The 12,983-nt window shown below is 61.4% G+C and carries 10 protein-coding genes; 3 read left to right on the forward strand and 7 right to left on the reverse strand.

All coding sequences use genetic code 11. The features are described 5' to 3' along the window. Positions 1–105: 105 nt before the first annotated feature. Positions 106–1,680: a helicase HerA-like domain-containing protein gene (locus ACX2DJ_RS03505; RefSeq protein ID WP_462571025.1), complete on the forward strand. Its 1,575-nt coding sequence runs from the start codon at positions 106–108 to the stop codon at positions 1,678–1,680. Here ACX2DJ_RS03505 and ACX2DJ_RS03510 read toward each other — a convergent pair. The 6 genes from ACX2DJ_RS03510 to ACX2DJ_RS03535 all read right to left on the reverse strand — a co-directional run bounded on the left by ACX2DJ_RS03510 (position 1,677) and on the right by ACX2DJ_RS03535 (position 8,286). Continuing rightward, complete coding sequence (locus ACX2DJ_RS03510) at positions 1,677–2,765, reverse strand: glutathione S-transferase (RefSeq protein WP_462571026.1); 1,089 nt, start codon at positions 2,763–2,765, stop codon at positions 1,677–1,679. The two genes, ACX2DJ_RS03505 and ACX2DJ_RS03510, sit on opposite strands and share 4 nt — an antisense overlap. A 63-nt stretch (positions 2,766–2,828) precedes the next feature. Continuing rightward, positions 2,829–4,265, reverse strand: coding sequence for an ATP-binding protein (locus ACX2DJ_RS03515; protein WP_462571027.1), 1,437 nt, complete (start codon positions 4,263–4,265; stop codon positions 2,829–2,831). Then, a complete protein-coding gene (locus ACX2DJ_RS03520; protein WP_462571028.1) occupies positions 4,265–5,005 on the reverse strand; it encodes a response regulator in 741 nt (246 codons plus the stop codon). Before ACX2DJ_RS03520 ends, ACX2DJ_RS03515 begins: the two co-directional genes overlap by 1 nt. Positions 5,006–5,057: 52 nt before the next feature. Beyond that, positions 5,058–5,768 carry a hypothetical protein gene (locus ACX2DJ_RS03525; RefSeq protein WP_462571029.1) on the reverse strand — a complete coding sequence of 237 codons (711 nt, stop codon included), beginning with the start codon at positions 5,766–5,768 and terminating at the stop codon, positions 5,058–5,060. 206 nt (positions 5,769–5,974) lie between these two features. Continuing rightward, positions 5,975–6,367: a VOC family protein gene (locus tag ACX2DJ_RS03530; RefSeq protein ID WP_462571030.1), complete on the reverse strand. Its 393-nt coding sequence runs from the start codon at positions 6,365–6,367 to the stop codon at positions 5,975–5,977. Between the two features lie 101 nt (positions 6,368–6,468). Then, positions 6,469–8,286 carry an aminopeptidase P family protein gene (locus ACX2DJ_RS03535; RefSeq protein WP_462571031.1) on the reverse strand — a complete coding sequence of 606 codons (1,818 nt, stop codon included), beginning with the start codon at positions 8,284–8,286 and terminating at the stop codon, positions 6,469–6,471. Between the two features lie 128 nt (positions 8,287–8,414). Here ACX2DJ_RS03535 and ACX2DJ_RS03540 point away from each other — a divergent pair, with 128 nt between their 5' ends. Both ACX2DJ_RS03540 and ACX2DJ_RS03545 read left to right on the forward strand, forming a co-directional pair. Beyond that, a complete protein-coding gene (locus tag ACX2DJ_RS03540) occupies positions 8,415–10,607 on the forward strand; it encodes a S9 family peptidase (protein ID WP_462571032.1) in 2,193 nt (730 codons plus the stop codon). Continuing rightward, a complete protein-coding gene (locus ACX2DJ_RS03545; RefSeq protein WP_462571033.1) occupies positions 10,604–11,011 on the forward strand; it encodes an acyl-CoA thioesterase in 408 nt (135 codons plus the stop codon). The genes ACX2DJ_RS03540 and ACX2DJ_RS03545 overlap by 4 nt, the downstream gene beginning before the upstream one ends. Before the next feature lies 1 nt (position 11,012). Here the strand turns inward: ACX2DJ_RS03545 and ACX2DJ_RS03550 are convergent, their stop codons facing one another. Then, complete coding sequence (locus ACX2DJ_RS03550; protein ID WP_462571034.1) at positions 11,013–12,764, reverse strand: GGDEF domain-containing protein; 1,752 nt, start codon at positions 12,762–12,764, stop codon at positions 11,013–11,015. Between the last annotated feature and the right edge of the window lie 219 nt (positions 12,765–12,983).

Here is a 12,983-nt window from a genome sequence, read left to right on the forward strand (position 1 = left end):
ACGCCTTAGCTTATCGCGCCAGCAAGTCGAGCACTTGACCGCGCTGCCTGCGGTGCGCCACACAGAATGTCGCAATTCTCGGGCGAAGGGACACCGGCAACCATCATGAATAGCATTTTCATGGGCCTCGCCGCCAATGGCGAGAAGCAATATCTCGATTTGTCGCGGGCCAACCGTCATGGTTTGATCGCGGGAGCCACCGGAACCGGCAAGACGGTGACTTTGCAGGGACTGGCTGAGAGCTTCTCTGCCGAGGGCGTGCCGGTCTTTGTCGCAGATGTGAAAGGCGATTTGTCGGGCGTTGCCCTGCCCGGATCGCCTACTTTCAAGCATGCCGACAAGCTGGAGTCGCGCGCGAAGGAACTGGGCATGGAGGATTATGCCTATTCCGACAACCCGGTGGTGTTCTGGGACCTTTATGGTGAACAGGGCCACCCGATCCGCACTACGATTTCCGAAATGGGGCCGCTGCTGCTGGCGCGCCTGCTCGATCTCAACGACACGCAGGAAGGCGTGCTGCAGATCGTGTTCCGCCACGCTGACGAGAACGGGCTGTTGCTGCTGGACTTTGCCGATCTGCAGGCGGTGCTGGCCTGGGCAGCGGAGAATGCCGCTGAACTGTCCGGCAAGTATGGCAACGTGGCCAAGCCCACAGTTGGCACAATCCAGCGCCAATTACTGAGTTTCGAGGCGCAGGGCGCGGACCGGTTCTTTGGCGAGCCGGCGCTCGAAATTGACGATTTCCTGAAGCTGGACGAACAGGGCCGCGGCATAATTAATGTGCTGGCTGCCGATCAGTTGATGCGCAGCCCCAAGCTTTATGCCACTTTCCTGCTGTGGCTGCTGGCGGAATTGTTCGAAAGCCTGCCCGAAGTGGGCGACCCGGAAAAGCCCAAGCTGGTGTTCTTTTTCGACGAGGCGCACCTGTTGTTCGACGATGCGCCCAAGGCGCTTGAGGACAAGATCGAACAGGTCGTGCGCCTGATCCGGTCGAAGGGCGTTGGGGTCTATTTCGTCACGCAGAACCCGATCGACATCCCGGAAGAGATCGCTGGCCAGCTCGGCAACCGTGTGCAGCACGCGCTGCGTGCCTTCACCCCGCGTGATCAGCGCGCAATCAAGGCTGCGGCTGAAACCTTCCGCATCAATCCCGATCTCGATGTCGAACAAGCGATCACCCAGCTGAAAGTGGGCGAAGCGCTGGTTTCCACGCTCGATGAAGACGGCGCACCCACGGTGGTGCAACGCACGCTGATCAAGCCGCCGCGCTCGCGGCTCGGCCCGGTCACGCCCAAGGAGCGCGCGATCATCCAGTCTGTCAGCCCGCATGACGGCAAATATGACATGCGGGTCGATCGTGAAAGCGCGATGGAGGTGCTTGCCGCCAAGGCACTCGACGCGGCTGCAACCGCCGCGGAAGTCGAGGCAAAGGGCGAGGAAGAAGTGCGCAAGCGCAGCCGCAAGACCACTTCGGTGTGGGACAAGGCAATCAAGCGCGCGACCGCTGCCGCGGCCGGCTCTACCGCCTCGATCGCCGCTGCCGCTGTGCTGGGCAAGAAATCGCGCGCTAATCCGATGAGATCCGCGGCCACTTCGGCGGCCGGCGCAATCGCAACCGAGTATGGCGGCGGTATCGCCGGGCGCTTTGTGCGCAATTTGATCGGCGGGCTGATGCGCTAGCGCGCAATGCCAAGACGATGGTTTTCGAACGTCAGCCGCAGCGGCAAATCGAAATTCAGCAGCGCTTCGCCGCCCACCTGGCGCAGCAGAGCCTCGCATGCGGCGCGATCCGCACCTGAAAGCGATGCCAGATAGTCAAGGCCGCGTTGCAGCATCCACAAGCTGAACGGGAAGGCCATCCGCTGCGAGCCTATTCCCTCGATAGTGAAATCTGCCATGCCCAGCCCGCGCGGCGGCTCATTTTCCTCATTGTGGCGGGCCCATTCCCCCAGCATGCGTGCCACGCCCTGCAGATGCGGGACTTGCTCCTCCATCATCCGCCGCAAAACGGGATGAAGCGTTTCCGGCACTTCGTCATTGGGCAGGAATTCACCTGACTGCGGCGCTTCGACATTGACCATGCGCCGCACCCATGCCGCGACGCGCGGGGCCAACCGCTCCATGATCTCGCCCGAGGCTGGATCGCGATAGAGATGGGCATAGAGCGGACCGATAAGGCCATAATCGCCGATCGAAGGGCGTGTCCCGAAGAGGAAGGCGTGCTCGGCAAAATGGGAGTCCAGATCGGCCAGCAGCGCTTCATAGCCGGCTTCGATCGCCGGGACAGTCTCATCGTTGACGCCAAGAATGGGCAGCGAGCCGCGAAACGGCCCTGCGCGTTCCTTGCCCAGCCGATATTGTTCCTCCGCCGATGCGCCGGGCGCGGCAGTCTTGCCGAACTCGCCATAGGCAAAGTCTTCATTGTAGTGCCAGCGATAGTGCATCGCCGGGATCACCAGCCATTCATCACCGAAACATTCGAGCAGCAGCGCGGCGAGCCGCTGGCGCGGTGTTTCAGGATAGACCGAGGGGCCGGGTTCGGCCTGTTCGAAATGGTCGATTATGCAGGTGGTATCCTGCAGGATCTCGCCGCCGGATGTTTGGACAACCGGGATGACCGGCCGCCCGACATTGGGCAGAATCACGTCACGATAGACATCCGGCGTAGGCAGCCGTTCCTCATATTCCACGCCTTTCCAGTCAAAATAGGCGCGTGCCTTGCCTGAAAAGAGCGACAGCGGGGCGCCATAAAGAATGTTCGGCAAATTGTTTCTCCCATGTCGGCTCGTGAATGTGGAAATCTGCGGCGGTCGATGGTTGAGCGCCTGTCAGCCTGTTGGCAAGCGGATATCCGCGCGAAGGCCGCCTTCCGGGCGATTGGCGAGCTCCAGCTCGCCGCGATGCTGAAGGGCGATCGCGCGGGCGAGCGTCAGGCCCAGGCCCGCACCGCCAGTGCCGCGGTTGCGGCTTGCCTCGCCGCGCTGGAAAGGTTCGAGCATGACAGCAATCTGCTGCGCCGGGATGCCCGGGCCTTCGTCTTCGATGCGGATCACTGCCCAGCCTTGCTGCTGCACCACTGAAACCCGGGCACGCTTGCCGTAGCGCAGCGCGTTGTCGACAAGGTTGCGGATTGCGCGGCGTAGCAATGTCGAGCGAAGCGGCAGTGCAATTCGAGGTAAGTCGCCCGCTTCGACCGGTTTTTCGAGATCTTCGTATTCCTCCACCACCGAAGCGACCAGCGCGCCGAGATCGGTTACCTCTACCGCTTCACCAGGCCGGCCGATCCGCGCCAGTTCAAGGATATCGTCCAGCGTGCGGGTGATATCCTCGATGCTTTCGGCCATGCGGGCACGCTGCGTTCCATCCGGAACGCTTTCGATCCGCACCCGCAGTGCGGCGAGCGGTGTCTTGAGATCGTGCCCGATCGCGCCCAGCATAACGTCTTTCTCGTCGAGCATGGCGGCGATGCGCGCTTCCATTGCGTTGTGCGCAGCGATCAGGCGGCGCATGTCCTGGGGGCCGCGTTCTTCCAGGCGGACCGCATTTTCCGGCCGAAGCGAGAAATCGCCAACTCGCGCGGTCAGTTGGGCCAGAGGGCGGGTCATGCGCCGCAGAACCAGGAACAGGGGCACGAACAGCACCGCAAAGATGACCAGCGTCTGGAACAGGATTGTCCTTGCCGCGCCCTTCGGGCGGTCAGGCAGCGGATGGCGGACGATCGTCCATCCGTTCCCGTCGGCGCGCTCGATCCCCGCAACCAGCACCTTCTTGTTGCGCCAGTCGAGATCGCCCAACCGCCGCTTCAGGCGGGGGCTCGCGGCGATCAACGGGTCATCATTGCCCCGCCGCGCCACGATCTGGATGCTGCGCGGCGACATCCCCTGCTCGGCCAGTATCTCGCCAAGCGCGGCTTCGAAGCGCGGCATCCGCACTTCGCCGGGTAGCATTGGCGGGGTGTCGCTTTGTTCGATGCCCGATCGTTCCAACCGCATCATCCGGCGCATCGGCCCGATGTGATCCTCCTCGTGCGGCATTACAGGCCGCTCGCGCGCGTCACGAACGGCTTCTCGCATGGCGCGGCGCTGGGCGGCGCGTTCCTCGGCGGTGAGGAGGTGCAGGGCGATCTGGTTGACTGCATTTGCGTCACGGCGCTGTTCGGCGGCGCGATAGAGCAATATGCCCGAGATCGCCTGGCCCACCAGCAGTCCGACCGCAAGCACCAGCATGACCTGGCCCTGCAGGCTCCGGGGAAGGAGGCGCGCCATTACCTTGCGTCCGGAGCCGGGCGTGTGACATCCGCCGCCAGGCGGTAACCTCCGCCGCGAACGGTGAGGATCAGCTGCGGATCGCGGCTGTCGGATTCGATCTTGCGGCGCAGGCGGCTGATCTGGTTGTCGACCGCGCGATCGAACAGGTGCGCTTCACGGCCCTGAACCATATCGAGCAGGCGGTCGCGATCGAGCACTTCGCGCGGATGGTCGAGGAAAGCGCGCAGCATACGGAATTCGGCGGTCGATATCGGCACCAAAGTGCCCTCGGGATCAGTCAGGCGGCGCTTCAGGGGATCAAGCCGCCAGCCTTCGAAACTGTAGTGCCGATCGCCGTTTGCCGGATCGCTGGCAGGTGGCTGCGCCGCTCGGCGAAGCACGGAGCGGATCCGTGCTACCAGCTCGCGCGGTTCGAATGGTTTCACGATGTAGTCGTCCGCGCCCATTTCCAGCCCCAGTATCCGGTCCATTGCTTCACCGCGTGCGGTCAGCAGGATCACGGGAACGCGTTGAGTTTCGACCAGATGGCGGGTCAGCGAAAGTCCATCCTCGCCCGGCATCATGATATCGAGCAAAACAAGGTCAGGCCGCTGAACGCGCAATTCACTGCGTGCCAGCGCGGCGCTTTCCGCCTGGCGCACGCTGAACCCCTGACCGGTTAGGTACTCGGCCAGGGGTTCGCGCAGGGTCGGTTCGTCATCGACCAGCAGTAACTGCGTGGGTGCGTCAAGCGTCATGCCAGATCACCTTGCCGCAGCTTTGCCTGTCGCTCAACCGGGGGCATACACCCTATTTGCCATCACGGCGCTGCTGCATGCGCTCCTTCATTGCGGTGTGAGCGGCAGCGCGCTCTTCGGCGGTAATCGTGCCAGAGCCATCGCTATCTGCCTGTTTGAAGCGCGCTTCGACGGCTGCATCGAATTCGGCGCGAGTCACGGATTTGTCACCATCGGTGTCAGCCTGGCGAAGCATCGCCATGCCGCCGCCGCGGCCATGGCCGAGCATCATCTTGCCGTCGTGATCGCCCTTGCCCCCGCGTTCGCCCCCGTGTTCGCCCATCCGGCCATGCCGCATGGACTGCCGCGCCTCGTGGGCCGCGCGCATTTCTGCTTCGGACAAAGTGCCATTGCCATCGGCATCAGCGCGGGCGAACATCGCGGCGTGCCGATCGGCGCTGCGTTCCTGCATCCTCTCTTTGCGCGCTTCGCGTGCTGCCTGCATTTCTTCCTGCGAGACTTCACCGTCAGAATTGGCATCGAGTTCAGCGAAGCGCTCGGCATGATGTGCCGCGCGGTCTTCGGCATTGATCACGCCGTCGCCGTTGGCATCCATTCTGGCGAACATGGCGGCGGTGTGCGCCTTGGTTTCAGCCAGCGTCACAATGCCGTCGCCATTGGCATCTGCTCCATCATGCTTGCCGCCGTGATGCGCGGCATAGGCGATGGACGCAGCGCCGAGTGCCAGGGCGGCTGCGGATAGGGTGAGTGTCAGTTTGCGCATGATTCAATTCTCCTGCAATCTTTTCGGGGGAGCCGCGAAGGTTGGCCCGGCCATCAGGGGGACAGGCCGAAATTCGTTGCCAGATCCTTCGCAGCTCGTCCTGTTGTTCTAACCCCGCCACGTCGCAGGATTATGCCGGTTTTGCAGGAAATTGTCGCGCAATGTATCGCGCTATGCGCGGCATTCATCCGCGCGCAACGTAGAAGTCACGCATCCGCCATGCAGAATGCGTTGAGCTTGTTACCGTCAGGATCGCGGAAATAGCCGGCGTAGAACACCTTGCCGTTCTGGTCGGGCTCGCCGCGCGGCCCGGGTGCGCCCTCGTCACTGCCGCCATGCGCCATCGCGATATCGTAGAGCCGGTGGACTTGCGCCTTGTCGGCCGCCCCGATCGCCACCATCGTACCATTGCCCACTGTGGCCTCTTTGCCGTCAAACGGCTTGGTCGCGGCGATTCCAGCGCCGCCATCCCACGTTCCCCAGGCAATGAATGTGTCGAAATCCATCATCCGCCCGACGCCCATCTCTTCGGCTATCGCATCATAGAACTTCGCCGCGCGCGCAAGGTCATTGGTGCCAAGTGTCACATATCCGATCATGCTTGCTCTCCTGATGGAGTCGCCCCAATTGCGACTCGAACAGGCGGAACGTTACGTGAACAAATCTGACCTTACAAGTGTAATTGCATGCCTTCGCAGGCTCATAACGGGGCGCAATGGCGCTCAAGCCAGGCGAGATCATCTCCTTCAAGCTGCGGAGCGAGAATGCCAAGAACCTTGGCGTGATATTCGTTCCACCAGGCGATTTCATCGGGCGTTAGCAGAGCCTTTTCCACCAGCGTGCGGTCGATCGGCACGAATGTAAGCGTTTCGAAGCCGAGGTAATCCCCCTCCGCCGCTTCGATTTCGCGCTGCACGGTCAGCACAAGGTTTTCGATCCTGATGCCAAAGTGGCCCTGCTTGTAATAGCCGGGCTCGTTAGAAAGGATCATCCCGGCAAACAGCTCCTGATCAGCGCCTGCCTGTCCGCCGCCCAGCTTGGCTATACGCTGCGGACCCTCATGGACCGAAAGGAAGCTGCCCACACCGTGCCCGGTGCCATGCGCATAGTCGACGCCTGCTTGCCACAGATACTGGCGGGCAAAGGCATCCAGCTGACCGCCCACGGTACCTTGCGGGAATACCGCCCGATCAAGCGCGATATGGCCCTTGAGCACGCGGGTGAAGCGATCCTTCATCTCTGCGGTCGGTTCGCCCAATCCATCTGGCGTCCCGATCCATACGGTGCGGGTGATGTCGGTTGTGCCGGCGGGATATTGCCCGCCCGAATCGACCAGATAGATCGAGCCCGGCGGGATCGGGATATTGCTGCTTTCGTCCACTTTGTAATGCGGCAGCGCGGCATGACCGGCAGCCGCCGAAATGGTGTCAAACGAGAGATCCTTGAGGTTGCCGAGCTCTTCGCGCAGCTGCTTGAGCTTGGCTGCGGCGCCCAGTTCATCGATCTCGCCCGAGGGGGCGTTTTCCTCAAGCCAGCGCAGGAAACGCGCAACCGCCACGCCGTCGCGGGCCTGCGCATCGCGGTGCCCCTGCTGCTCGACCGGGTTCTTGATCGCGCGTGGCAGGATCGTGGGGTCGCGCTCGAAGCTGACCTTTGCCCCGCCAGCCTCCAGCAGTTGGGCAATCGCCGCCACGCCATACTCGGGATCTATCGCCACGCGCTTGCCCGCCATTGAGCCAAGCGCATCGGCAAATGCCCCGCGATCACGCAGAGTCACGGCATTGCCGAGATGCTGGACGAGCGCGGGCGTGAGTTTTTCAGGCGCAATGAACAGTTCCGCCGTGCCGTCGGCATGTGCGATGACATAGCTCAGCGCCACCGGTGTGTGCGAAATGTCAGCGCCGCGGATATTGAGCAGCCAGGCAACCGAATCGAGCGCCGATATGACCACCGCATCGTGCCCTTCGGCCTTGAGCCAATCGGCAATTTCGGCCCGTTTTTCGGATGATGAGCGTCCGGCGTGCCGGTCATCCTGGATCAGTGCGGCGGCGCCTGACGGTTCGGGCTGGTCTTGCCACACCGCGTCGATCGGATTGCTTTCAAGCGCAATCAGTTCCACGCCGTTCCTGGCCGCGGCTAGGCGCACCGCGTCCACCCATTTGCGGCTGTGGAGCCAGGGATCATAGCCGATCCGCGCGCCTTTCGCGGCGTGCTGGGCGATCCATCCGCCGATCGTGTCCTTGGGTACGGAGCGGTATTCGAACAGTTTTTCATCTACCTGATCGCGCACCTGCACCGTGTAACGCCCGTCGACGAAGATCGCGGCCGAATCCTGCAATACGACAGCGCTGCCGGCGCTGCCGCCAAAGCCGGTCAGCCAATTGAGCCGCTGGGCATAGTCGCCGACATATTCGCTCATGTGCTCGTCGGATATGGGCACTATGAAGCCGTCGAGCTCGCGGCGCTTCAATTCCTTGCGCAAGGCGTTTAGGCGGGCTTCGTGGGTTTGCATGAGCATTTGGCTGATCCTGATTTGTGGCGCTTAGTGCTTGCGGCACACACGCCATCCTCTAAATATACCCGTCATAGTCTTCCGGTGCGCATGTTTCCAGCCGCACCGGGTCGCAAGGAAGGATGCCCGTTCTCATGACGTTTTCTCGCATCGCATCGAGCGCGATCGCAGCCTGCATGGCCATTGTGCCGCTTGCTGCAGCCAGCGCCGCCACAGACAAGGATAATGCACCAGTGACAGCCAAGGCTCCGTCCGCTCCGCCCATTGCCGAGAAGCGCGAGCACAATTACACTCATCACGGCATCACGATCAGCGACCCGTATCACTGGCTGAAAGATCAATCCTATCCCACGGTCGATGACGAGGACGTGCTCGATTACGTCAAGGCCGAGAATGCCTGGTTCGAAACGCGCATGGCGCCGCAACAGGCGCTGACGGACACATTGTTCGAAGAGATGAAGGCGCGGATCAAGGAAGACGACAGCACCGTGCCGCAAAAGGATGGCGACTGGGTCTACTGGTCCGAATTCGAGGAAGGCGCGCAATATCGCAAGCACTATCGCCGTCCTGTGGCAGGGGGCGATGCGGTGCTGATGCTCGATGAGAACCAGTTGGCGGAAGGGCATGAATATTTTCGCCTCGGAGCAGCCTCGGTCAGCAAGAACGGGCGCTTTCTCGCCTATTCGACCGACACCAATGGTTCGGAACGTTACACCGCGCGGATCAAGGATCTCGAAACCGGCGAATTGCTGCCCGATGAGCTGACCAATTTGCGCGGGGGCCTGACCTGGGTCGCAAATGATACCGCGCTGGTTTACGGCCCGTCGACCGAGGAATGGCGCACGCTTGAGGCAAAGCTGCACGTGATCGGCACACCGGTTGATGCGGACGTCACACTCTACAAGGAAGACGACGAGAGTTTCGGGGTGGGCACCGGCCTGTCGGCGCAGGAAGACTGGCTGATCATCGCCACCGGCGACAATGAGACGAGCGAAGTGCGGCTGGTGCCAGCCGCCAATCCCACTGCCGAGCCGATTCTGGTCAAACCGCGCAGCAAGGGCGTCGAATACGCGGTCGATGTGCGCGACGGTGTTCTCTATGTCCACACCAATGACGATCACATCAATTTCCGCCTCGCCAAGGCCTCGCTCGACAAGCCGGGCGAGTGGCAAACGGCGATCGCCGGGTCCGACGAGTTCTACTTGACCGGATTCGAGCTGTTCAAGGGCTTCTATGTCACCGAAGGGCGCCTGAATGGCCTCGATCAGATCCAGATCCGTTCCTATGCAGATCCATCGAAACTGACGCCGATTGCTTTCCCCGAAGCCAGCTACAGCACCGGCCTGTCGAACAACCCGGAATATGACGTGAGGAAGCTGCGGCTGTCCTACCAGAGTATGGTCACGCCAGCTTCGGTCTATGATTACGATATCGGATCGGGACAGCTTGAACTGCTCAAACAGCAGGAAATCCCCAGCGGCTATGATCCCTCGCTTTACACTACCGCGCGTTTCGAAATCGAAGCGCGCGATGGCACCATGGTTCCGGTCAGTGTGGTAATGCGCAAGGATCGCGCGCCGGATAAGGATGGGGGCGCCGGCCCGCTGCACCTTTATGCTTATGGCGCTTATGGCTATGCCGTGCCGCCGGGCTTTTCGACCAGCCGCCTAAGCCTGATCGACCGCGGTTTCGCCTATGCCATCGCGCATATCCGTGGCGGCGATGATCTCGGCCGTCGCTGGTACCTGCAGGGCAAGATGTTCGAGCGGCGCAACACCTTCAATGACTTTGTCGATGTGGCGAAAGGCCTGGTCGAGAAAGGCTACACCGAAAAGGGCAAGATCACGGCCAGCGGTGGCTCGGCTGGCGGCGAGCTGATGGGGGCGGTGATCAACCAGGCGCCCCAACTGTTCGGGGCGGTGGTGGCGCATGTGCCCTTCGTCGATGTGGTCAATACAATGCTTGATGAAAGCCTGCCGCTGACGCCGGGCGAATGGCAGGAATGGGGCAACCCCATTATCGACAAGGAAGCCTTCGCCTATATGCTCAGCTATTCGCCTTACGATCAGGTGGTGGCGAAGGACTATCCGCCGCTGCTGGTGACCGCCGGGCTCAACGATCCGCGTGTGACCTATTGGGAACCGGCCAAATGGGTCGCCAAGCTGCGTGATGTGAAGACCGACAGCAACGAGCTGCTGCTCAAGACCAATATGGGCGCAGGGCATGGCGGCAAGTCAGGCCGCTGGAATTCGCTTTACGAAGTGGCGGAGGAATACGCCTTCATCCTGTGGCAGATGGGGCTGGCCGGGAAAGCGGATAAGGATTGACCGCGCGCTTCACCCGCTCATTCACAGCGCTGCCCGGGCACATCGACGAGCTGGGGCATGTCAACAATGCGGTGTGGGTCAGCTGGGTGCAGGATATTGCCACCGCGCATTGGGACGCAGTGGCGCGGCCTCAGGATCGCGCCGCCTTCTTCTGGGTCGTGGTGCGGCACGAGATCGACTATCGCGGCAATATCGCGGAAGGCGAAAGCGTGACCGGCGAAACCTGGATTGACGGGGCAGCGCAGGGGGCGACCTCGATCCGGCGGGTCGATTTCTACGGCGCAGCGGGCAAGGTGATCATTTCAGCGCGGACAAACTGGGCAATGCTCGATCGGGAAACGCAGCGCCTGGTGCGCGTACGCCCTGAAGTGATCGCGCCGTTCATAGGGCCGAACACGGACTGAATCAGGCCGCCGTTGCCCTTCTCTGCTGCGCCCTGCGGCGATCGCCTGTCCGGCGCTCAAACCCGCGCAGCTTTTCGCAGGCGATCCGGTTTCGCCCGCGCGATTTCGCGTCATAGAGCAGCCGGTCGGCATGGTTGTATAGCAACGAGAATTCAGCCTTGGGCAAGGCGCGGCGGGGCGCAACGATCATGCCCACACTGGCAGTCACGAGTCCTTCAAGCTGGGGCACGGCATGGGCCACCCTGATGGGGATCTGCTTGCGCAATTGCTCCAGCCGTAGCTCGGCATCGTCTCCACGCATTAGCAGCAGAAACTCCTCGCCTCCCATGCGGATCGCGATACTCGCTTTGTCATCGTTAAGGACTTCGGCAACGATCTGCAGCACCCTGTCACCCGTGCTGTGGCCGGCGGTATCATTGACCCGCTTGAAATGGTCGAGATCGATCAGCGCGAAGGTATCATAACCGGCAGCATGCAGATCGGCGAACCGCGCATCGATGGCGCGCCGGTTGAGCAGGCCGGTGAGCGGATCGCGCTCGGTCAGTTCGCCCAACGCGTCTGCCCGCGATAGGGCAATGTCCCGCTCGCGTTTGATCACAAAGAAACGCTCAGCCACCGCCAGCGAGATGACGATCACCTCGAACCCGATGGCAATGAAAAGCAGCAGTTCGAGCGAGGGCGACCCGACATGGCTGCCCAATCCGCGCATCAGCCTTTCGATTGATGCGACCATGATCGGCAACCAGGCCAGCGTGACGAAACGCGCACCCCTGCTGCCACGCAAGAGCGCTTCGGCGAGCGCGATTGCGAGAAAGACGAGCGTGGCTGTGATGCTGTAGAAATACCCCTGATCATCGAATGCCTGGGTTGAGTGGAGCTGCAAGGCGAAAAACCCGGGCACCAGCAGCGTCCATATTACGAACACCTTGCTCAAAAAGCGCATAAGCGGCGATTGCGCGCTCTTTTCCAGATAGGTGAGGAGAAATAGGATCGAGCAGCACACGCCCAAAATCCAGGCAAAGATTCCAGCAACCGAAATCACCGCCACCGGCAGTTGCACAAAGGCAGAAATCAGCCCGCCTGCAAACAGCACGTAGTTGATCATTGCAACGACCATGGCCGCGTGCACCAGCACAAATTTCTCGCGCAGGACGATGTAGAAATTGACGTCGAAGAATAACGGCAGGATCAGCATCCCGCACAAGATTGCCAGGATTATGACATCTCGCTGCGACCAATGGCTCTGCCCGGCAGTTGCGGTGAGCCGCGCTTTGGTCAGCAGCGGAAGGCTATGCGGCAGTTCGATCCGTACCAGGACATGTCGAGTATCGGGCCTGATTTCGGGCAGGGTGAGTTCGAACACCGGCCCATTGGCCAGCGCTCGACCATCTGCTTCGTTCCAGTGCTTTTCGCGAATTGTCCCGTCAGTATCTATCGCCGCGATGGCAATGCTTTTATGGCGCGATATCCGTGTGAAAAAGTTCTGCGGCAGTTGGTCTGCACGCCACCCGGTTGCATCGAAGCGCAGCCATGAAACAGGCTGGTTTGCCTGCCAGTTGCTGTTGCTGCAATTCCACCCCGCATCACGAGCAGCCATGTCCGCAAAATTGCGCGCGAGATCCGAATTGGCATGACAGGCAGGCTTGATGGCCGCGCCTTCCGTTTGGGCGTTGCCCGGCGCAATGAGCAGCAGGGCTGCAAGTGCAGCCACGGCAGCCAGCAGCGCCGCTGCAATGTAAATCACCCTTCCCATCAACCGGCCTATGGCAGGAAGCGATTGATGGACGGTTAAATCTACCGAAGACTTTCCTAGGTATTAACCCTAGGTATTAACCACTATTCTCAATCATAGCCAGTCCGGCGCGGCCCACAAGATAGCGGCCTTTTTCTTCCGTCAAGGACTCAGCACAGCTGTGCATGCAGGCATATTTTCATGCTTATATTCAGCATATTATATGGATCTTTCGGCTCC

It is taken from the genome of Altererythrobacter chaiwopuensis, assembly GCF_054957755.1.